The organism is Bacillus sp. FSL R7-0685, assembly GCF_038002425.1.
In the GTDB taxonomy this organism is placed as follows: domain Bacteria; phylum Bacillota; class Bacilli; order Bacillales; family Bacillaceae; genus Bacillus; species Bacillus subtilis.
Window position 1 is genome coordinate 2,540,249 of sequence record NZ_JBBOCN010000001.1, and the last position, 19,292, is coordinate 2,559,540.

Below are 19,292 nucleotides of genomic sequence, written 5' to 3' on the forward strand. Positions count from 1 at the left end.
TTTCCGTTATAAAAAAAATAACATATGAAATATTCATACAAATTTAAAGAAGATCCATTTGGTGATTTAGGAATAGTATTGCCAGAAGAAGTCAGTATTTTCTCTGATTTTATTGAAAACATCGCTACAGAAGAACAAGCCAACGAGTATATAGATTACATTGAGAAGGTTTCAGAAGGGATATATGAAGATTTTGAGATTGAGTTAAATGCTACAAGTGTGCTCATCAAGAAAGATGTGACAATTGTTGAAAACTCTTTTAGGGTAGAAGAACCCTATGAAAACTCAATTGAAACCGATCAATTTAGAGAATTGCTATTAATATGGCGAGATAAGATTCCAGATATATTTAAAGGTTGAATAAAATTAAAACCCTTCTTACATAAAGAAGGGTTTTACATATCGAGGCGGAGATACCATATGGTTGAATGGGATTTCGGAGAGCATCCTGTTAGTAACGAGGAAATTATTGAAGTAGAAAACCTGTTACAAGTAAAGTTCCCAAAAGATTATTTAGAATATGTCAAAATCTATTCTGGCGCGACCCCCTCTCCTGAAACTTTTGATCTTGAAGATAGGGAAGGAATTGCATTCGGATACTTACATAGCTTCCATAAAGAAAGTGAATCATATATAGTTAACGTTTCTAATCGTTATCGAGACGGCAGAATGCCAGATAAAGTAATACCGATTGCCGATGACGTGTTTGGCAATGAAATCTGCTTCGATTTTAGAAAAGGACTCAGTAGTCCTTCTATTGTATTTTGGGATCATGAAATGGCATTTGAAGATCCTGAAAGAGCTTTAAGTCCTGTATGTGATTCTTTTACAGAGTTGGTTAATAAACTATACGAGGAATAAACAGATAAAGCCTTTCCCCTTCTATTTGAAGAGAAAGGCTCTTTTTATTTAATACAAGGGATAACTTTGCCCGGTATATGACTAGTGGGAGGTAACCAATGCAAAGTATTAAATGGAGAAAACGACGCACTTTTCAAGAGGCGACAAACAGTCAGATCGAAGAGGTAGAAGAGAAATTAAAAATCAAGTTCCCGACAGATTACAAAGAATTCATTAAAGACCATAATGGATGTTCCCCTATAGATAAAAAGGTTGTTTTATTCCAAGATTCTCGAGAATCAATCAACAATTTACTGAGCATAGGAGATCCTACTCGGCCAATTGATCTCCTTAGTACCATTGATAATGTTAAAGACCGGTTAGTTGATAAGATCATACCTTTTGCTACAGATGCAGGGGGAAACCTCTTTTGTTTTGATTACAGAATGTCTGCTCAAGAACCCGTAATTGTTTTTTGGGATCATGAGATAGCTTATGAAGATAAGGAAAGTTCCATTAGCTATGTTTGTGATTCATTTACAGAGTTGATTAATAAACTATACGAGGGATAAACGGATAAAGCCTTTCCCCTTCTTTTTGAGAAGAGAGTATTAAAAGGTGGAAAGCCCTTCTCGTTATGAGAGGCTTTAATTCGGTGGAAAAATGAAATGGATAATAAAAATAAAGAATTAATTAATTATTTCTTTAAGGTTATTGGTGATGAACGATTTATACGAATTTTAGAGAATTTCTCTAACGGAGAAGGTTATGGTATAGAGAATGTCTGGTGTGTATTTGCTGATGACTACGAAGAGTGGGAAGAAGATTACTTTGGAGATGAGGGTATAGCTTTTTATTTCGATTACCCAGCAGTCGAAGAAGATGAAGAAGTCATATTAGATTACGAAAATTTCTATAAATATTTAAATGAAATTGTTGGTCAATATGTAGAACGACACCCAGACAATAAATTAGAAGTAGAAAAATATATGGAAACCATTAAAGAGAAATATAATATTAAGCTATAAGGAAAAGCTGAATATTTCTATGTTGTACATTGTTATGTTATTTTGAAGCCCCATGAAATTTCTAAGGGGCTTTGTTCTATTTCAAGAAGGTTCTGCTTCAGCAAATGGTAAGGGTTATAACTGGACATAATTTATTCGGGGATAATGCAGTAGTCAATAAAAACACAGAGGATTCCAACTATATTGTCGCAATCCCATATAAAATTAAAAAATCTATTAAAGAAACAAGTGCAATTACCTTAGTATTTGATAAAGAAAAAGATTTTTTAAGATATCAAGAACTCATTGTTGAAAATCAAGATTCTTCTTCAGTTACCTACAGATATTATATTGATAATGAAGAGACTGCTACGGGGACTACACCAATTTCAGAAGGTGAGATTTCTGCACAAGGATGGTTAAGCTGTATGAACACTTGCTTAGCAAACCAAGGGCTAAGTAACTGGGCTATTGGAGTCTTCGCAGCATTATGTGGGGCTACCTGTGGCACGATCATCCTTTGCGCTGCTTGTATGAAGGACCTTTATTGGTATATAGCGTACAGATTATGAACTGCTTAGAAGATTGTGGGCCCAATAAATAACTAAACGAAATAAAGAAAGCCAAATATCCTTTGGGTACTTTGGCTTTCTTTATTTTTCTATTTACAACTGATAAAATTCTTCAAAAGAAACCAAGGGAGGTCTCCCTATTGCGATTAAACATATATACAATTATTTTCATTATTCTTGCTATAGCATCTAATTTAATTTCTATATTCGTATTTCATCAAGGTATTTTAGCGTATGTTCTTGCCATTATCTTTTTATTAGCCGCTGGATATTCTACAAAATTCACTAAACCCAAAGATCAAAATAAACCAAATTGACTAAAAAAGAGGGAGAAGAAAATTAATCTTCTTCTCTCTTTTTTTATGCCTTTTCCATACCTCATCAAGAATAAAAGCAACGATAATAACAACAACTAAAACAATTAATGTCACAGTGAAAGAAAAATTTTCTCTCACACTTACCATTAATAATGCCCCTAAAGTTCCAAATACAAAACTCATTAGTAATTTCACTGTAAAATCCATACCTTTCTTAATTTCCACTTAATTCAATTCAAAATTTAAACAAAAAATCCCAATAAGAGGTATATTATATACGGGCCCATATAACCAAAGAAGGGATGTTTTTTGAATGAAAGGTAGTATAAAAATTGTATTAGCTTTAGTAATGTCTTTTGTTTTGTTGATTCCTACGAACAGTATACTTGCTGCTCAACAAAATAACAATGAACAGAGCAAAGATATTACAGCACCAATAGTTCCAACAACTTTTTCTCAAAATGATATTACAACTTGTTCTTCAAACCAAGAGTCTAATCAAAATATAACTATCCAACGGCTTCCCGGCGATTATTTAAATTCATGCAAAATTGTTGCTACCAAAAAGTATGATAATGTGAAATATACAGATTGGGAAAATAAAATTATTCCAGCAATATAAAGTCTTCAAAGAAAGGCAAGAACAGAGCCTCGGTAGCACAAAATGTTGGTTCCTTTTGGTGTTAGCACAATTCAACAAAAGCTTAACTCCAGGTCAGGTTTTCAAGTTTACGAATTCTAAACTAACAGCAAAAATCCAGAGCTTTATCAACCTGAATTACCTTTGTCCTAAAGGAGTATACTTTGGTGATTAGGAGTGATTGTCTAATGGGCGTTACACAAGAAAATAAAGTAATTGCTAGAACAGTTTTAGGAGCTTTTGGAGGAAAGCCGAAAACTACGAAATATTGGGACAATAACAAGAATAGCAGCATAGATATTTTATCGGTTAGTGACCAGCCTCAGGAAGATATCACGTCGTACTCAACTCTAGGCTTGTCGGATCATTCTATTAATTATGAGGTGAATGGCACCCCGTTACGGATAGAAATCGTAGCTGCAATGGAGTCAGTTTCAGACATGTATGCTAATGTTTTATCAACTTGCGTCTTTAATATAATCAACTCAAATTTCTCTTGTGCACCAGGTGTTATTTTTAAAGATGTGATTAGTATGTATGATCAGGAAACCGATATGAAACATGTGATGTTCGTTCCCCCATTTCTCTGGGAGGAAGATTTAAAACTACTTGAATTTAGCAACAAAAGTGTTACTTGGCTAATGGCTATACCTATATCAGAAGGAGAATTGCAAATAGCTGAACAATACAGTCCAGACCATTTACAAGATCTTTTGGAATCAAAGCAGATTGATATCTTTGATATAAAGAGAGAATCTGTTGCTTAAATAACATTAATTCAAAATTGATGTTTTATTTAATAAAGAAGAGTACTATACAAGTCCCTCTTAATGGGGGCTTATTCCAACCAACCATATAAAAAAGAGAGGAAGTACCATGGATGAAAGTTATGATTTCTTAGACGAATTAGAAAATTTTTTAGGTGGAACATTTCATCAAGATATCCAATCGCCTGAACACGCATTAGACGAATTTATTGAGGAAATTAGTAGAGCAGGTTTGCTATTTACAGTAGAGTATTGCGAAGAGTTTCTAAATAGCAATCTAACTGAAGAAGAAAAGGAAGACATTATAAAGTGTAATACAGAAATATATTTCCCGGCAATTGGATTACCACCAATAGAATGGTTGAAAAGTGTAATAGACCAACTAAAAGAAGCTATTTAAAAGAAACACTGAAAGGCCCCCATTTTATGAGAGGGCCTTTTTAATTCAAAGATGCTTCGGTTTCGCTATCTCTTTGAGGGCCATAAAGCCGTCAGCATGAGAAGTCAAAGAACAAAACATGTAAAATAGATTTAAATGAAATTAAACATATCCGCTGTGTACAATAATTCATACATACTTTAATCAATAATTTGTGTATTACAGTTGTTAAAAATAAAGACCCTCTTCAATATAAGAAGAGGGTTGTTTTTTCTAATTTTTGTGTACCTTTTTTCTTTCTATTACAAAAGATACAATGATGAGAACCAGAGCAACTGTTATATAAGGAGTATCATTATTTATATTTAATGTAAAAGATACAATGATGTAGAGTACTAATAACCCCACTAGGATGTAATTAATAATTTTATGCATTTTGATCACCCTGAATCTTTATTCTTTTTTAAATCATAGGAGTACAAGTCCATATGCTTCCATATTATTGGTTTGTTGCAATTCTTTTGGCTGTCTTTATAACCCGGTATATTAATTAAGTACATTCTTTTTTCAATTGCCATAAAGCTTACACCAAACTCATATGACAAAAGTAAATTCTTCATCAATTTTATTCAGCAAATAATTTTATGTTGCATTCTTCTAAGTCTGCTGTTTTTTTCAGTATCACAGGAATTACAAATAGTTGCTGATCATTTTGAAGGAGGCACCTCTTTTAAAATTTGGCTTATAGACTTATTTAAATACACATTCAGTATATGGAATACTACTATTATTACTTTTTTCCTAACTCTACCCATAGATGTTCATAGATCTAAAAAACAGCTTAGAACCTTTGTGGAATGAATGGGCACGCAAATAACAAATACACATTCTTTAGGTAAAAAAAGGCCCTTTAACAGAGGGCCTTCCTTTATTTCAATAATGCTTCAAGTTTTGCTCTCGTATCGGTCCATAGTTTCCATCAACAGAAAGCTCATGCATCTGCTGTTTTCGGACCATAAATGCCGTATATGCCGTTATTCTTTGCTCCTTTATCTTGGTAGAAGTATAGTACAGCCTGTGCTTTTTGAATTTTCTTTCGTTTTGTTTTCGCTCATGTTCATTAGCTCCTTTGAATTTAGGATTAAATGATTTAGACCAACAAAAAAGACAACCACAAAAATGGTTGTCTAGTGTATAATTATTCCTGTACATTTGCACGGCTAACTCAAAGGTGGACTGCTGGCTAAATCCCCTGAAAGGGGGTGATGCCTTGTGTCAACATTTCAAGCTCTTAGTTTAATGCTTGCGTTTGGGATGTTTATTCTCGCTTTGTTGACGTATTTAGACAAAAAGAAATAGACCACCCTTTGAGGCCTAGGAAACTTCTAGGGTAGGTCCATATCTAAATACACCTATAACCAGCGCTCCAAGAAGGAGCCAGCATTTGTACCAGCCGGAGTGTTGCCGCACTCCGGTATTTTTTATTTTATGCATTTCTTTTGAAAGAAATACATATTTCTATTTCACCCTAGTTGGATTACTTCTAACGTAATCTTACCACATTTTTTCTTGAATATCTCGTGAGAGTTTCGGCATTTTTTACGCAAGCTTTTCGTAATCTGTTTCGTGATTTTGTAAAAGTGATTAGAATGTAGATTTTAACTGCTCAGGAACATCAAAGTCCTCAAAGGGAAATGGTACCATTTCCCTTCCTGTGATTTTAGCAGAATCAAAGCCCACATCATAAAAGATGACTCGTTCAGTGCCACGCCCTGAAGATGCGTCATCCAGAACAGCTTGTAAAGTGAAGTAAAGACCATTTCCCTTTTCACATAGTCCATCATAATAAGAACAAATTGAGGAGTCACTTTATAAAAAGTGGCTATCCCTGCTCCGTTTACTCTAGTCGTTTTATGCCCTGTCATCCGACGCCCCCATGATATTGACCTCGGATTTATTTTTCTCCACGTTGGCTTCAACGTTTTATAAGGGCCATTTCTTCTCCATCAAGAAACAACCTGCCCTCTTTAACAGAAATAGTGTTTTGCGCTTTTAATGCCATTCTTATTTCACGTTCAAGAACGTTGCATGACGACCCCAAGAAAATTTGAATTCATACTCTTCCTCTTCGACTTCGTTTGTCTCAGATAGCACAGTTTTTTTTTCAATTCTTTAATCATTTCCTGCTTATCAGAAACGAACATGATTTTTTGCGCTCTTATAATTGCGGCATATTGAATCTGAATTTGGTCCCATATCATATCAACAGGGGATCGCTCCTGTATTCCTTCCATGATCGATAGCGTTTCTTCTGGCAGGAACTTAGAGAAGAATCCATGAGTCACAGCGTTGTGATTTCTCAGTGGAGCTGCACCACCTTTATTTCCTAATGCATTTTTATTTCCAAGCGGTGCTCTTCCTCCCTTATTTCCTTTTGCATTTTTGTTCCCTTTAGGTGCGCCTCGACGCAAAAGAGCGCTCCCTTTCGATTTAGGAGCGCTCCCTTTTATTTTTTCTTCCCATTTATCGTTTGCTTTCCATTTTCGGACAGTGCTACTTGTTACGTTTAATTGCTCAGCAATGTCTTTTAACTTCTTACTCCCGCCGCTCTCTTCCCACAAACGAAAAGCTTTGTCTCTGCGTGGATCTTGTGGTCTTGGCATTACATCTTACCCACCTCCGGACCTCATGTTTGAGTTTGTGTTTGTTTTAATAGTTTTTGCTGATGTATCTGCTATTACACCTTTAGACAAAATATTCATTTTCTCTTATTTAGACTTAAATCTATGTCGAAAATTATTGTTTGACATATCTTATACTAACTCCACTAAAAGAGGTGATAACATGTCAAATGGTTACAATAGCTCCTTCGTGTTAGTTGTGGTGTTGTTCATCCTGTTAATCATTGTGGGTGCTTCATTCCTTTATTAGTCTTGAAATATTTTAATCTACTATTAAGGAGGTAACTATATGGGAAACACAAATGGTTATGGTAGCACCTTCGCATTAATCGTAGTGCTATTCATTCTATTAATCATTGTTGGTGCTGCATTCCTTTATTAGTCTTTAGGCACTTTAATCCAAAGCGGCCTTTTGAATTTCACCTCCCTGTACGAAGACGCCATAAGAAGTTTTTATGGCGTTTTGCTATGTTATTAACAACGCTTTTAAATTGCCAAAATAGGAGAGACAATAAAAAGAGAGGCCACTTTAAAACCTCTCTTTTAATTAATTGTTTTCGGAAATCCCTAACAACAAGGTTTTCCGCAATACTTATGATGCTCAGTGACAGGATCGTAACTTGAGTAACTATGCGGAAAGTAATGAACATGCTCATAATGTTGATGATTCACGCTAGTTGTATGCTGCGGATGAATGTGAGGAACAATTGTATTTGAGAACGTATGATGTTCACAACACTTAGTCGGATGCACAATTGGAGGTAAAATTTTGCAATGATGCATATTTTCTTCTCCCTTCATTATTTTTTATCTGTTATAAACTATGTTCAGAAGCATCTAATAGTACTATTACAACCACCTTATTTACTGCTCCATGAGGATTTATCAAACAAAATCATGCACATCACAACAAAAGCTGTATAGATTACTTATTAGAGCAACTCTCCACATAAATATCCCATCGCTCTGCCCCACGTTTCTCCAACTCTTTATGATCAACGTGGGGTTTTATTATGAAAAGCGCTCTTCAATATGAATAGAACCCATTTTTCTTGGAAATAATCCTCCTACGAACGAATGCACCCGTTATTAGTGAATTCGCTCTAAAAGCCTCGTTTGATAGAGCACATTCAACCCTTATCATCATCAAACATGAGGCTTTATTTTGTTTTTGTCGGGAATATTAATTTTTACGCAATACTGCTGGTGTTTTATCACCCGAATTAACTGTATAAAACCTCCCAGTTGAGTTGATCCTCGCTTATCGCTGGGGGGTTTTCTCATTCCATGAATGTAGTGGTGACGCAGGAATAATCCGCCGCGCCGATCCTGCCTCCCATTTTACACTACAGATTTTTTCAGATTCAACAAGCGCTCAAAGTGGCAATCTTGGCATAAATGGCTGATGAACTCATCTTTCATTTTGCGTACAGTTTCCCTTGAAATGCCAAGATGAAGACCTATTGCACGATAACTCATCCCCTCCATCATGCAATTATAAATAACTTTGTGCTGCTCCCCTTTGATCTTTTCTGCCCCCAACTCAACCGCATAGACTCGTTCTTCATAATACTTAAGACGTTTGAAAAGACGTTCCTCTCTCATTCCATTTGCCGCAATTCTGCCTGACTCTTCCCGGGACTTCCTTTTGGCATAGCTGATTCTAATCCATATTGTGCAACACTCCAATTCTTCATGGGAATTACTGACCATAGAGTACCTTTTGCAAACGACGAACCTCTTTCACCATCCAGTGATTAGAGTTTCAATTTCTTTTTGATTCATGATTGTATCCCCCTTTTTCAAATAAAAAACGAACACCAAACAAACAGCGTAAATGCTGTAAGTTCAGTGTCCGCAGGTTTTCCGTCTTGGACAATATTACCTCCTCATCGCCCATGCTGTGCCCCCTTTTCGGGGTACAGGCATTCGGGCAGATTTCTTTATTTCAACTAAGTTCACAAAACATTAACAAAAAATAACTTGGATATTTCTGGATATCATGAGATAATACAGTTGTATTAAAAAAACAAAGGGAGTGTTTAAAATGAAATTGAAAAAAGTGTTAACTGGTTCAGCTTTATCACTTGCTTTACTTGTTTCAGCAGCTCCTGCATTTGCAACCACTTCTTCGACCACAAACACAACTACCGAGGCAAACGCACTAAAAACTTGTATAGTAGAACAATTCGGTCCTTATAATTCAAGAAATGAAATACCTAACGTCTATGATGACGGCGTTTATAAGTGGTATCTGAAAGGTGTTACCTCTTGGAGTGGGATATGGTATGGAAATTATGAACGTTGTTACTAATATATGTTACTAATATATAGGGGGAGATAGCTCCCCCTTTTTTTATTCCAGCCTTCTTTTAAATTATGCCACTTCTCGAATTCTTGCAATGCCTTTATCCCCCATCCCGGCAGGACTGCAATCGCAAATAATAAAACCGCAGCGATAGCACCAAGGAGCCAATCGTTTGTCCTATCACACTTTGCAATAATTGTTTCATCACCGATCTTTTTTCTCTACCTTCGGCACGAGTATCGCTATGTAATCCGGATGCACTTTCAAATATTCCGCCTCCTGCTCAACTGTCATCTTTCGTGGATGTCACTAAATTTCCTATAATTTATCCATACCGTTCCTCCCCCCGCAGTGGAAAGCCACTGCTATTTGATTTTGTAACCTATCTCATGATCAACTCGCGCAAAACTGCCCTTTACAGTTTGAATCACTGTTTTCCCGTGCTCCGGAGCATCTTAGACATGGGCTGTACCTTGATTTCCATATAAAACAATGATTTGAACTCTCCCTGGGTCAATCTTCTGCTGAATAGTTAAGTCTTTTTTGATGTTTATTTCTCTTGGATTGTACACTCAAAGGTCCCCCCTGTGTTTTAATAGAAGTACCAGTTCCCTATCGAGAACACTGAGGCTAAGCGCTTCGTTGTGTTTTATTTTTAGGCAGAAACCTCTTTTATCATGATTTCCACCCTCGGCTCTTCGCTATAAAACTTACTGACTTTCAAATCCACCACCTGATTATCATCTTTGTATATCAACTGATTCAAAGCACTTTCACACCCTTTACATAGTTATCAACATCAGGCTTTGTAGTAGGCCGCAAAAGACCATTTTCAGCTTTCTCTTTCTTTTTTTTGAGTTTGAAACTGACTTAGGCATTGGTCTGTACACTTTGAAACAGGACCAGTAATAATTGTTTCTGGTCGATGCTGAGACGCAACCAAAGCTACATACTGCTTAAAATACTTTGATTTCGCTGGATTTCGCATATGCACCTTCCCATTTCTCGTATTGATCCACGCGGCTGTCCTTGTGCGACTGGCTCACCATAAACAGTGAACTTAATGCAATACAACTGTTCTTTACCTCCCGTCAAGCTGTTCCCATAGCTCAATTTCTTTTTCTATTCTCGGTGCGGAGAGTAAAATTGCCAACAGAGACACGACTGCTTTAAGCACTCAGCATCCGCTCCATTTGCTTTATTTTTTCCTCAAGTAAACGGATTGTTGGTGTAAGATCTTTACCTTCAGTTGGATTTGAAGGTCCAAATATATAAAGTCCACCAATTACTTTCACATTCGTTTCCTCCTTCATTCCCAATCACCTTACCTATGATTTAATTGCATTCGATCGCCTTTAATAATCACTATGTAATCACGACACATCTGGTGAATCCGTGAACCAAGAGCCTCGTCTATATCCAAAATCTCATCGACTGTTAACTCCGAAGAAATCAGCAAAGGTTTGTGATTTAAATATCGATAATTTAAAACTGACTGGATTTCAACCTGCCAATCGGTTACTCTCGGTTGACCGTTTATTGGTTTAAATAAGTCATAAATGAGTAGGACTTCAACCTTTCTCATGGCATCGAGTTTTACTACTAAGTAGTCAAGTTATGTATTGATTTGTTCTACTTATTACCAGCAATACTTATGATAATCTTCTGGAATCATGGTACTTGCAAGAAAAGAAAACTGCTCCTAAACCCGTTTAAATCTAAACACAAAAGAACCGCGACTGGCGGTTCTTTTAGTGTATATTCCTATTTTAAATAAACTGCTTCATTATTATTGGACAGTACCATAATCAAAATCAATATCTTTCTTGTCTAATTCCCCCTTAAAATTTTTAGCATAGGTCATGGTTAAATGTACGCTTTTATCTATCCACCAAGTTCCATCATCAGTATTAGTATCCCAAGTAACATCTATATCTCTTCCCAAATTCTCAAAAAACACCAAATTTCCAACAGCTACTGTTTTTCCGTTGATTTTGTAATATATTAGAACAATTTTTTTATCAAATATACCTGTCCCGTGCTTTACGATTGTTAAACTATAAGGCTTATTAGGACATTGCTCTTCAAGTATAACTTCAGGATTTAAAAATAAAACATAACAAATGAATAGAATTGGTACAATCGTTAACCTTTTTAATACTTTTTTATTGATATTTAACCTCTTCAACATAGTCCTCCCTTTTTAACAATCCATTTCATTTGGGATACACCCCCATTATTGAAGGTATTTCCCATGAAAAATGATTTTGAAGCTCATAGGAACCCTTACATGACAGGGTTTTTGTTGTTTTTTCATTGTCTATCAAGATCTAAATCAAAAAAAGCTATAAAAAATAAGGAGTGATACATATTATACATGACTAATATGTATCACTCCTTTAGTTTTTGTTCAATAATCGCCCCCGATAGTGGGATAAGAAATAGCAAAAGAACTTGCTATTTCTCAAATACATCCACCAAATGTTCAATGTTAGTTTGTTTTTCATACATACTAATAATAAAAGTAAAACCTTATTAAAACTTTACAAGACAAACTGAATCGACTATAGTCTAATTAGACTAAAATATTGATGTAAAGAAGTGAAAAATTAGATGATAAAGTCTTTTTTAATGTTGGGGCAGTCGAATATGGCGGGCCGTGGATTTTTGAATGAAGTAGACCCGATCTATAATGAAAAAATAAAAATGCTGCGCAATGGACAGTGGCAGATGATGACAGAGCCGATTAATTACGACCGTCCGGTTTCCGGCGTTGGCCTGGCGGCATCTTTTGCAGATGCTTGGTCGAAAGCTCATCCTGATGAAGAAATTGGCTTGATCCCTTGTGCCGAAGGTGGCAGTTCATTGAATGACTGGCATCCGGAAGGCATCCTTTTTCAGCATGCTTTGTCCGAAGCCCGCTTCGCCCTCCGGTCAAGTCAAATTTGTGGAATCCTTTGGCACCAAGGTGAGAGTGACAGTTATCGTTCGCTACATGAAACTTATTACGAGAAATTAACTCTTATCATTGAGACGCTAAGAAACGAGTTGGAACTTGATGAGGTACCGTTGATTATTGGAGGGCTTGGTGACTTTCTTGGAAAGACCGGTTTTGGACAGCACGCGACTGAATTTCGACAGGTTAATGAACAATTGCTGCGTTTTGCTAATGAAAAACAGAATTGTTATTTTGTTACTGCAGCAGGTTTGACTGCGAATCCTGATGGCATTCATTTAGACGCAGCTTCACAACGCAAATTCGGTTACCGCTATTTCGAGGCTTTTTCGAAAAAGCACCATACCCTGAAACCCATTTCGGGAGAGGAGCAATCGCTGAAAGTGAATGGTGACTATTCTAAAACAGAACAGATTTACCTTCATAGTATGGATTTGGCTTCGGGTAAAATCACGTACGCGGAATTTGAGGAGCGGATGGCGAAGGTGATGAAACCATGATTCCCTTACTTATCCTTGGCTTGCTAATCCAAAACCCCGGAGCTCACGGCTATGAACTTCTGGCCTTAATGGAAAAGCGTCATTACAAATACATTGTTAACTTCACGAAAGGTTCATTTTATTACAATCTGCAGCAGCTTGAAGAAAAGTGTTTTATTGAACAGATTGAGCAGAAACCCTCAACCAGCGGGCGTGAAATCCGTAACTACAAAGTCACAGATTCGGGAAGGGCAGAATTCGAAAAATTAATGATCAAATACGGCGCCAAATCGGAATATGTGAACCTGCAATTTTATGGGGCGTTACTCTTTGCAGATGAATTCGACAAAAATAAATTACTGGAGCTGATCCAATCACAAATCGATCAGACTAAAGCTCGAATCGAGCTCCTTGATGAATACCTGTCCATCACTCAAGAAATTCCCGGCACAATCGATTACTTTCGCCGTATGAACGAAAATTCCCGTTCACATCACTTGGTTAACTTAGAGTGGTTCGAAAAATTGAAAGCAGAAATAGAATCGACTATTGCAGAATAAAAAAATGCAAAGTTAAAAATAAGAATATTAGTTACCTACATATAAAACCTGTGTCGTAGATATTTAGTAACATCTTTTATACAGGTTTTATACTCCTTCTTTAATTAAACCAGTAATAGGGTTGTCAGCACTTGCCCCCAACAAGAGCAAGTGAATCAGCTCCGTGTTCTTCTTTTTCAATCGCTAGCCGTTAGTTTAATTAGAATTCAAATAATCCAAGACGCGGTGAACTCTTTCGTTGACTGAGCAATCGCCTTCAATTTTTAATACTGGACAAGATAAATCTGCCATCCAATGTTCATGCAAAGCTCTACTTCTAACTTCCATTCCAGCAGTATCATATAAAGAAGCCCACTCTAAAAATGCTTTTGATTGTTCATATTTACTGCCACCGGCTAACACTTCATTTCCATAACGCTGAAATTCCCTATGCCTTAATCTCTCAAGCCGTATATCTTGTGGAATCCATAAGAAGACGACAAGGTCAAAATAACTTTTTAGATTATCGCCCCAGCCACACACTGCACCAGAAAGAATCCATTTCTCATTTATTGTTAAGTCTTTTTCAAGCAACTTTCGTCTTTCAGGAATTTCTCTTTTTTTAGTGAATTTATTTAACCAATAGTAATCATCGGTATCAAGATGCGTATGAGGCAAATGCTTTGATAATGCAGCACCCAATGTTGACGTTCCGACCCCAGAGGCTCCCAATATGTGAATATTTTTTTTCATACTTCCCCCTCCTTATTAAGCAACCAAACTCCCTGTTGCATAAGGTACTTACTATTATTTTGACATAAATCCCTAAAGACCTTTACTTTTCTAGAGAAATCCAGATGCGTGTTAAAATCATCATACTTACGAAAACAGCCATTATTTAAACGGATTCATATTCCATCTCCTTAGATGCTTTTTCCTATGAAAAAAGTCTTAGTTTTCCCTATAATATTTAACGAATCCAATTTTTAGATTGTCGTCTTTAAGGAGGTTTTTCATCTTGAGGTATACAAACAGTCACTTAGAGGATTGGATTGAAAACTTATACAGGAAGATTGATATTACAGAGCCTGAACAAATTAATTTTGAACGGATTGCCGAAGCTTTAGATATTAGGCTGTCGTTTAAACCTGTTACAAGCTTCGCACTTAAACACAGCGGAATTTATAATATATGCTTGGACAGCCGAAAAAGCCGAACTGAACAATGGTATGATTTCGCTCATGAATTTTGCCATATATATAGACATGAAGGCGATAAAAAAACAATGCCTGCAACTTGGACAGATTATTTAGAGTGGCAGTCCAATTATTTTACATATCACTTTTGCATTCCAACTTTCATGTTGCGTAATATTAATCTTTCGTACATACAATCACATGCAATTGAAAATGTGGCTTGGCTATTTAAGGTATCCCCTTCATTCGCTAAGAAACGTTTAAGCATTTATTACAGGAAACTGACTCAACATTTATTTAGTCAAACTGTTATGGGAAATTTATGCACCCCCCTTTTGTAATGAATAATGAAATCCTCATGCATTTGCGCGCATTGAAAAAAACAAAAAAAGACGTCTCCCTTCACGATCCGATCGGGCAGGATAAGGAAGGGAATGAAATAAGCCTGATTGACGTTTTGAAATCAGAAAACGAAGACGTGATAGATACGATCCAGCTCAATATGGAGCTTGAAAAAGTGAAACAATACATTGACATTTTAGATGACCGTGAGAAGGAAGTGATTGTCGGGCGGTTTGGACTTGATTTGAAGAAGGAAAAAACGCAGCGAGAGATTGCCAAAGAACTCGGTATCTCACGCAGCTATGTATCGCGGATTGAAAAACGGGCGCTGATGAAGATGTTTCATGAGTTTTATCGGGCAGAGAAGGAAAAGCGGAAGAAGGCGAAGGGGAAATAATGCAGAAGAAGCCGGATCTCATACTCCGGCTTTCTCTATTTCATTAAAGTTTTTTTAAAAAGAAAATAGAGAAAAAATATATAAAAGAGTGATGAAAATCAGTTTTGTCATCACTGATAAACTCTTCGAGAAAAGCGTCTGGATCATAGCAGATGGCTTCTCTCTTATGAGGCGTTACTTCCCTCCATCAAGCGATTCTAAGCCGGACGTTCTAAAAGCTCTCCTGAGAAAATCCTTAGATCGGTATACTTCAGTACATTCCTAGTCACTGCTTTCTTTATAGACGCCTCATCTATGCTGTCGATACCCTTACATATATGACTATCACAATGAGAGGACTTTTAATGAATATGAAGAATCAGTTAAAAAACATTGGTTAGCAGCAGTTCGTTTTAAAGAACTACTCATTTTATTTCTTCTTCAATATTTATTACAGGGATGTCCTCATTATTTACTGGTATCTTCCAAGCTACCGCGCAAGGAACGGCCGCTTTTGTTATGTCATTTATACAAGGAATTACTCTGATTCCTGTATTGTTCATCGCCAATCAGGTGAACGGCTTTCATGGGGTGGTTTGGTCACTTGTCATTGCAGATACAGTCGCATTCCTTGTAGGTGCCATCATGCTTTATGCTTTGAGGAACAAATTGCAGCCTGAATTGAATAGTTAAGTGCTAGTAAACATATGACATTTAAATCCGTATTGTAAACTAATCAAATATGTAAAAAAAGATAGTTTAGCCCTCATAATCGGCTAAACTATCCCCTTCTCAAATCCTCCCACTTTATTATTAATGTGGTTTAGAAGAATTGAACCCGCACGAGTTATTCCGCTCACTATCATTGATTATGAAGCTTATATATTAAAAAATGGTGAGTTCAAAACAGTAAACGTCGGGCTTTTTTACTCTCTTCCTTTTAAATACACGATTAGAATCATCAAAAACAATAATGATATTTACACAAATTGCGATTTACGCAAAAGTCACCACTCCTCTTTTCATGGACAGAAAAAGAGGAGCAAACCTATGTCTGCGTCTTAAGTTTTTCTTTGCTCAACGTCTAGTATCTTCTTTGGATCAATTTTTCTGTAAGAAATTCAGCAAGTGTTACTCAACGACATGAAGAAATTGTTTATGTCCTTTGTCATTTCAGTTATTCAACTATTGGTGTAAGTGAACTACCAGCCCAAACCTCTCCCTTATTAAGGGTCCAGCTATCATTATAAAAACTAGAACCACCTTTATTAACCGAAGGGCTGTGAACCTCATCCCAAGTTAGAAAATAAACGGTTTTCGGATATTTTTGTTTGACTGTATTAAGAAACGCAGAATAATCCAAATTACCATCTTGTTTTTGTGTGCCGATTTCTGTGAACGCAAATGGCTTATTAAGAGCTGTTAACTCATCATATCCTTGAATTGAAAAATTGTCTGAGAAATACGCATCTAATCCAACAATATCAACATATGAAGATCCAGGATAAAAGTCAGTCTTAAAGTCTCGATTGGCGTCCGGTGAGTAAACCCATATCAGGTTGTCCAAACCTCTTGTATCAGTCATATAATGATAGATTTTTTGATAAAGTTGTTTATAAAGTGAGAAGCGCTGGCTGTCTTTTTTGTTATATTCGGTTAGTCCCCACCAAAACCATTCTCCATTCATTTCATGAAGAGGCCTGAATAGAACAGGAACACCTTCATTTTTTAACTGATCAAGGCCATCTGCAACTTTGCTCAGAACAGCCTCTAACCGCTTGCCCTCTGTAGTTGATGAGTCTAAGATCTTTTCATACTCACTGTTTGAAATATGGGAAGCATTTTTCCCAAAAGTACTGGATGCAGGATTAGCTAGATGTAAGCTAATCTGTGGTATTCCACCGCTTTTCCAATATGAGATTAAGTCACTGTTGCAACTATAGTCGATCGTCTCAGTAATATCAGAAATATAGGGCTTCTCCAACCATCCACTGGAATAGTCACAACCATAAATTGCGGGTAGCTGGCCAGTAGCATTCTTAATTTGGTTGGCTTCTTTCATGGAAAACGAAGCATTTGTGAATCCGCCGAATGCACCTGACAATATGCGATTTTCAGATCGGTTTGGCAGATGAGCCAGCCAATTCATCAACTCTTTCGTTGTTGCCTGTGCATTAGGATTCACAGGGTAAACTGTATGAGCAAGAGCCGACTGTGAAAAAGATGAAACGATTATGAAAGATAGTAATATAAAAACACCAATTTTTTTATACATATATATTCTCCGTCTTCTACTTTTTATTATTTTAATCATTTATTCTGTTAAAGATTTATAAAGCACAGAATCTATTAAGTCATTTACGCTTTTTCATCCCCTTTCATATTTAAAATAAGAGAGACCTTCCTTAGAGATATTTGCATTTACCCATTGTAAATCTCCATTTTTTGGGCATTAATTATATTAAACCGAAAAATATCTTCTTTCATCAGACGTTTCACCTATTTTTTACTGTATGCCTAACAGACTATAAAGCAAACTTTTCCTTTTGAATTTAAACCTTATTACCTATTTCATTAAGTCGAATTATTTTCGATATTAAGTGGTGGATGATTTTCACTCTCTTTTTTATCCTATTAAATTATTTTAAAAAATAATCAAAAAACAAATCATTTTGATCCCTATTCATAGCAGCCAACGTTACTTTTGGTACAAAGTCCTTTATAAACAGAAAAAGAGGAGCAAACGTATGGTTTACTCCTCTAACTTAGTTTCTTTCTTCTTGATTTTTCATAATCTGATGTTTTCCTTAACAGCAGTTCCAACCCGTCACTTTCTCCGTAGCATATAATCAAGATTCTAATACCAATCCAAAAGTTATTTTGATCTACTGAGAATTTTAATTTGCAGTGCCCTATTGCCTTTTTCTCTCTCTGACTCATAGTTTTAAACCATTCAATAAAAAACCCTCAATTGATGTTTCATATTCATTTGATTTTCAAAAACTTCAGCCGTATCAACCTGTTAATCTTTCATTTACCCGCTGACTTATATCAAAGGAGCTCTAACCAAATTTTAATGGCTGTCGCACTTATTAATAGCGCTAAAATCCATTGCAGGAATTTTGTATTTACTTTTTGCCCAACTGATGCACCAATAGGAGAAGCAATGAAACTAGCAATCATAAGAACCAGAGCTGGTACAAAAAGAACCTGGCCCGTGATTACTTTTCCAACTGTTGCGCCAATAGATGAAAGAAATGTAATCGCAAGAGATGAAGCGACTGTGATTCTAACAGGAATATTTAAAATCGATAACATAATGGGGACCAGAATAAAGGCGCCGCCAGCTCCTAAAATACCTGATACGCCACCAATGATAAACGCTAAGGAAGAAGCCAACCATTTATTAAATATCACTTCCTTATCTTCGCTATGTTCTTGTCCTTTTTGTCCTTTTTTAGGTATAAATATTAAAATAACTGCTATAATAGCCAGAATTCCGTATATAAAGTTAATTCCTTTTTCAGATATATAATGAGAAAAGTAACTCCCCAATACACTCCCTAAAAGGATGCTGCTTCCCATGTAAATAATTAATGCTTTATTTAGAAGACCACTCTTACGATAAGCCCAAACACCGCCGAGTGTCGCAAAAAAAACTTGAATAGCCCCTATCCCTGAAACTTCATGGGCAGTTAATGACATCACTCCCACTAAAGAAGGAATGTACAATAGCATTGGATAATTAATAACTGCTCCGCCAATACCAATCATCCCGGAAATAAAGGCACCAATAAACCCTATAATGAAAAGAGTTGTGATAAAGGCAATATCCATTTTATTTGCCTCCTTTCATAGGAAAAGGGTATCTTTCTATTCGATACCCTTTCACA

General features: G+C 36.2%; 22 protein-coding genes and 10 pseudogenes. 17 read left to right on the forward strand and 15 right to left on the reverse strand.

Translation table 11 applies throughout. The features are described from left to right. Positions 1-24 precede the first annotated feature (24 nt). The 5 genes from MKY50_RS13230 to MKY50_RS13250 all read left to right on the forward strand — a co-directional run bounded on the left by MKY50_RS13230 (position 25) and on the right by MKY50_RS13250 (position 2,419). Complete coding sequence (locus MKY50_RS13230) at positions 25-360, forward strand: tRNA-Val4 (protein ID WP_116316516.1); 336 nt, start codon at positions 25-27, stop codon at positions 358-360. A gap of 60 nt (positions 361-420) precedes the next feature. Beyond that, the gene (locus MKY50_RS13235; RefSeq protein ID WP_116316515.1) at positions 421-861 is read left to right on the forward strand and encodes an SMI1/KNR4 family protein; all 441 of its coding nucleotides are present in this window, start codon (positions 421-423) and stop codon (positions 859-861) included. A gap of 98 nt (positions 862-959) precedes the next feature. After that, the gene (locus tag MKY50_RS13240) at positions 960-1,412 is read left to right on the forward strand and encodes an SMI1/KNR4 family protein (RefSeq protein ID WP_014477424.1); all 453 of its coding nucleotides are present in this window, start codon (positions 960-962) and stop codon (positions 1,410-1,412) included. Positions 1,413-1,508: 96 nt separating this feature from the next. Then, on the forward strand, positions 1,509-1,868 hold the full coding sequence (gene cdiI, locus MKY50_RS13245; protein WP_076458157.1) for a ribonuclease toxin immunity protein CdiI: 360 nt from the start codon (positions 1,509-1,511) through the stop codon (positions 1,866-1,868). A 104-nt stretch (positions 1,869-1,972) separates the two neighbouring features. Continuing rightward, on the forward strand, positions 1,973-2,419 hold the full coding sequence (locus MKY50_RS13250) for a hypothetical protein (protein ID WP_250629349.1): 447 nt from the start codon (positions 1,973-1,975) through the stop codon (positions 2,417-2,419). A gap of 317 nt (positions 2,420-2,736) precedes the next feature. Here the strand turns inward: MKY50_RS13250 and MKY50_RS13255 are convergent, their stop codons facing one another. After that, positions 2,737-2,961 carry a hypothetical protein gene (locus MKY50_RS13255; protein WP_162868992.1) on the reverse strand — a complete coding sequence of 75 codons (225 nt, stop codon included), beginning with the start codon at positions 2,959-2,961 and terminating at the stop codon, positions 2,737-2,739. 88 nt (positions 2,962-3,049) lie between these two features. Here MKY50_RS13255 and MKY50_RS13260 point away from each other — a divergent pair, with 88 nt between their 5' ends. From MKY50_RS13260 to MKY50_RS13270, 3 genes are all read left to right on the forward strand, one after another. Continuing rightward, a complete protein-coding gene (locus tag MKY50_RS13260; RefSeq protein ID WP_250629350.1) occupies positions 3,050-3,358 on the forward strand; it encodes a hypothetical protein in 309 nt (102 codons plus the stop codon). A 206-nt stretch (positions 3,359-3,564) separates the two neighbouring features. Beyond that, positions 3,565-4,143 (forward strand): suppressor of fused domain protein, encoded by a 579-nt coding sequence (locus MKY50_RS13265; RefSeq protein WP_341116808.1) that lies wholly within the window; start codon positions 3,565-3,567, stop codon positions 4,141-4,143. 109 nt (positions 4,144-4,252) lie between these two features. Beyond that, positions 4,253-4,543, forward strand: a complete 291-nt coding sequence (locus MKY50_RS13270) for a contact-dependent growth inhibition system immunity protein (RefSeq protein WP_116316513.1) — start codon at positions 4,253-4,255, stop codon at positions 4,541-4,543. A gap of 907 nt (positions 4,544-5,450) precedes the next feature. Here MKY50_RS13270 and MKY50_RS21755 read toward each other — a convergent pair. Further along, a pseudogene (locus tag MKY50_RS21755) lies at positions 5,451-5,618 on the reverse strand (peptidoglycan-binding domain-containing protein); the annotation flags it as partial. 176 nt (positions 5,619-5,794) lie between these two features. On the opposite strand from MKY50_RS21755, the gene MKY50_RS13280 reads away from it, so the two are divergent. Beyond that, entirely contained in the window at positions 5,795-5,881 is an 87-nt protein-coding gene (locus MKY50_RS13280; protein ID WP_072592549.1) for a putative holin-like toxin, read from the forward strand. A gap of 285 nt (positions 5,882-6,166) precedes the next feature. Here the strand turns inward: MKY50_RS13280 and MKY50_RS13285 are convergent. Then, positions 6,167-6,584, reverse strand: a pseudogene (locus MKY50_RS13285) (phage tail tube protein). A 5-nt stretch (positions 6,585-6,589) separates the two neighbouring features. Beyond that, positions 6,590-7,185 (reverse strand): annotated as a pseudogene (gene terS / locus MKY50_RS13290) (phage terminase small subunit); the annotation flags it as partial. Between the two features lie 181 nt (positions 7,186-7,366). Between terS and MKY50_RS13295 the strand changes: the two are divergent. Further along, a complete protein-coding gene (locus MKY50_RS13295; RefSeq protein WP_073991391.1) occupies positions 7,367-7,453 on the forward strand; it encodes a YjcZ family sporulation protein in 87 nt (28 codons plus the stop codon). Positions 7,454-7,492: 39 nt separating this feature from the next. Continuing rightward, the gene (locus tag MKY50_RS13300) at positions 7,493-7,585 is read left to right on the forward strand and encodes a YjcZ family sporulation protein (protein WP_029318114.1); all 93 of its coding nucleotides are present in this window, start codon (positions 7,493-7,495) and stop codon (positions 7,583-7,585) included. A 185-nt stretch (positions 7,586-7,770) separates the two neighbouring features. Here MKY50_RS13300 and cotD read toward each other — a convergent pair whose 3' ends face one another. Together cotD and MKY50_RS13310 are read right to left on the reverse strand one after the other, a co-directional pair. Further along, the gene (gene cotD / locus MKY50_RS13305) at positions 7,771-7,986 is read right to left on the reverse strand and encodes a spore coat protein CotD (protein WP_076458314.1); all 216 of its coding nucleotides are present in this window, start codon (positions 7,984-7,986) and stop codon (positions 7,771-7,773) included. A 558-nt stretch (positions 7,987-8,544) separates the two neighbouring features. Then, positions 8,545-8,953: pseudogene (locus MKY50_RS13310) on the reverse strand (sigma-70 family RNA polymerase sigma factor). 297 nt (positions 8,954-9,250) lie between these two features. Between MKY50_RS13310 and MKY50_RS13315 the strand changes: the two are divergent. Next, complete coding sequence (locus tag MKY50_RS13315; RefSeq protein ID WP_029318115.1) at positions 9,251-9,517, forward strand: hypothetical protein; 267 nt, start codon at positions 9,251-9,253, stop codon at positions 9,515-9,517. A gap of 104 nt (positions 9,518-9,621) precedes the next feature. On the opposite strand, the pseudogene MKY50_RS13320 reads toward MKY50_RS13315, so the two are convergent. From MKY50_RS13320 to MKY50_RS13345, 6 genes and pseudogenes are all read right to left on the reverse strand, one after another. Beyond that, positions 9,622-9,805, reverse strand: a pseudogene (locus MKY50_RS13320) (hypothetical protein); the annotation flags it as partial. A 71-nt stretch (positions 9,806-9,876) separates the two neighbouring features. Further along, a pseudogene (locus MKY50_RS13325) lies at positions 9,877-10,083 on the reverse strand (XtrA/YqaO family protein). A gap of 83 nt (positions 10,084-10,166) precedes the next feature. Beyond that, positions 10,167-10,585, reverse strand: a pseudogene (locus tag MKY50_RS13330) (RusA family crossover junction endodeoxyribonuclease). Between the two features lie 95 nt (positions 10,586-10,680). Continuing rightward, positions 10,681-10,830, reverse strand: coding sequence for a hypothetical protein (locus MKY50_RS13335; RefSeq protein ID WP_076458162.1), 150 nt, complete (start codon positions 10,828-10,830; stop codon positions 10,681-10,683). Between the two features lie 5 nt (positions 10,831-10,835). Then, a pseudogene (locus tag MKY50_RS13340) lies at positions 10,836-11,123 on the reverse strand (ATP-binding protein); the annotation flags it as partial. A gap of 177 nt (positions 11,124-11,300) precedes the next feature. After that, entirely contained in the window at positions 11,301-11,699 is a 399-nt protein-coding gene (locus MKY50_RS13345) for a hypothetical protein (protein WP_341116809.1), read from the reverse strand. A gap of 425 nt (positions 11,700-12,124) precedes the next feature. On the opposite strand from MKY50_RS13345, the gene MKY50_RS13350 reads away from it, so the two are divergent. Then, positions 12,125-12,967, forward strand: a complete 843-nt coding sequence (locus MKY50_RS13350; protein ID WP_341116810.1) for a sialate O-acetylesterase — start codon at positions 12,125-12,127, stop codon at positions 12,965-12,967. After that, on the forward strand, positions 12,964-13,506 hold the full coding sequence (locus tag MKY50_RS13355) for a PadR family transcriptional regulator (RefSeq protein WP_029318118.1): 543 nt from the start codon (positions 12,964-12,966) through the stop codon (positions 13,504-13,506). The genes MKY50_RS13350 and MKY50_RS13355 overlap by 4 nt, the downstream gene beginning before the upstream one ends. Positions 13,507-13,701: 195 nt before the next feature. On the opposite strand, the gene MKY50_RS13360 is transcribed toward MKY50_RS13355, so the two are convergent. Further along, the gene (locus tag MKY50_RS13360; protein ID WP_029318119.1) at positions 13,702-14,238 is read right to left on the reverse strand and encodes an ATP-binding protein; all 537 of its coding nucleotides are present in this window, start codon (positions 14,236-14,238) and stop codon (positions 13,702-13,704) included. Positions 14,239-14,503: 265 nt separating this feature from the next. Between MKY50_RS13360 and MKY50_RS13365 the strand changes: the two genes are divergently transcribed. From MKY50_RS13365 to MKY50_RS13375, 3 genes and pseudogenes are all read left to right on the forward strand, one after another. Next, on the forward strand, positions 14,504-15,022 hold the full coding sequence (locus tag MKY50_RS13365) for an ImmA/IrrE family metallo-endopeptidase (RefSeq protein WP_341116811.1): 519 nt from the start codon (positions 14,504-14,506) through the stop codon (positions 15,020-15,022). Then, positions 15,022-15,420 (forward strand): annotated as a pseudogene (locus MKY50_RS13370) (sigma-70 family RNA polymerase sigma factor); the annotation flags it as partial. The gene MKY50_RS13365 and the pseudogene MKY50_RS13370, both read left to right, overlap by 1 nt. A 420-nt stretch (positions 15,421-15,840) precedes the next feature. After that, a pseudogene (locus tag MKY50_RS13375) lies at positions 15,841-16,092 on the forward strand (MATE family efflux transporter); the annotation flags it as partial. A 484-nt stretch (positions 16,093-16,576) separates the two neighbouring features. Here MKY50_RS13375 and MKY50_RS13380 read toward each other — a convergent pair. Both MKY50_RS13380 and MKY50_RS13385 read right to left on the reverse strand, forming a co-directional pair. After that, a complete protein-coding gene (locus MKY50_RS13380) occupies positions 16,577-17,674 on the reverse strand; it encodes a glycosyl hydrolase (protein WP_341116812.1) in 1,098 nt (365 codons plus the stop codon). A 776-nt stretch (positions 17,675-18,450) separates the two neighbouring features. Further along, a complete protein-coding gene (locus MKY50_RS13385) occupies positions 18,451-19,236 on the reverse strand; it encodes a sulfite exporter TauE/SafE family protein (protein WP_341116813.1) in 786 nt (261 codons plus the stop codon). Between the last annotated feature and the right edge of the window lie 56 nt (positions 19,237-19,292).

Excerpts from the sequence above, each read along its gene's own strand:
- cdiI (WP_076458157.1), top strand. The coding sequence starts at position 1,509 with ATGGATAATAAAAATAAAGAATTAATTAATTATTTCTTTAAGGTTATT.
- MKY50_RS13350 (WP_341116810.1), top strand. The coding sequence starts at position 12,125 with ATGATAAAGTCTTTTTTAATGTTGGGGCAGTCGAATATGGCGGGCCGT.
- MKY50_RS13240 (WP_014477424.1), top strand. The coding sequence starts at position 960 with ATGCAAAGTATTAAATGGAGAAAACGACGCACTTTTCAAGAGGCGACA.
- cotD (WP_076458314.1), bottom strand. The coding sequence starts at position 7,986 with ATGCATCATTGCAAAATTTTACCTCCAATTGTGCATCCGACTAAGTGT.
- MKY50_RS13260 (WP_250629350.1), top strand. The coding sequence starts at position 3,050 with ATGAAAGGTAGTATAAAAATTGTATTAGCTTTAGTAATGTCTTTTGTT.
- MKY50_RS13270 (WP_116316513.1), top strand. The coding sequence starts at position 4,253 with ATGGATGAAAGTTATGATTTCTTAGACGAATTAGAAAATTTTTTAGGT.
- MKY50_RS13385 (WP_341116813.1), bottom strand. The coding sequence starts at position 19,236 with ATGGATATTGCCTTTATCACAACTCTTTTCATTATAGGGTTTATTGGT.
- MKY50_RS13300 (WP_029318114.1), top strand. The coding sequence starts at position 7,493 with ATGGGAAACACAAATGGTTATGGTAGCACCTTCGCATTAATCGTAGTG.
- MKY50_RS13355 (WP_029318118.1), top strand. The coding sequence starts at position 12,964 with ATGATTCCCTTACTTATCCTTGGCTTGCTAATCCAAAACCCCGGAGCT.
- MKY50_RS13360 (WP_029318119.1), bottom strand. The coding sequence starts at position 14,238 with ATGAAAAAAAATATTCACATATTGGGAGCCTCTGGGGTCGGAACGTCA.
- MKY50_RS13315 (WP_029318115.1), top strand. The coding sequence starts at position 9,251 with ATGAAATTGAAAAAAGTGTTAACTGGTTCAGCTTTATCACTTGCTTTA.
- MKY50_RS13265 (WP_341116808.1), top strand. The coding sequence starts at position 3,565 with ATGGGCGTTACACAAGAAAATAAAGTAATTGCTAGAACAGTTTTAGGA.
- MKY50_RS13295 (WP_073991391.1), top strand. The coding sequence starts at position 7,367 with ATGTCAAATGGTTACAATAGCTCCTTCGTGTTAGTTGTGGTGTTGTTC.
- MKY50_RS13235 (WP_116316515.1), top strand. The coding sequence starts at position 421 with ATGGTTGAATGGGATTTCGGAGAGCATCCTGTTAGTAACGAGGAAATT.
- MKY50_RS13250 (WP_250629349.1), top strand. The coding sequence starts at position 1,973 with ATGGTAAGGGTTATAACTGGACATAATTTATTCGGGGATAATGCAGTA.
- MKY50_RS13230 (WP_116316516.1), top strand. The coding sequence starts at position 25 with ATGAAATATTCATACAAATTTAAAGAAGATCCATTTGGTGATTTAGGA.
- MKY50_RS13380 (WP_341116812.1), bottom strand. The coding sequence starts at position 17,674 with ATGTATAAAAAAATTGGTGTTTTTATATTACTATCTTTCATAATCGTT.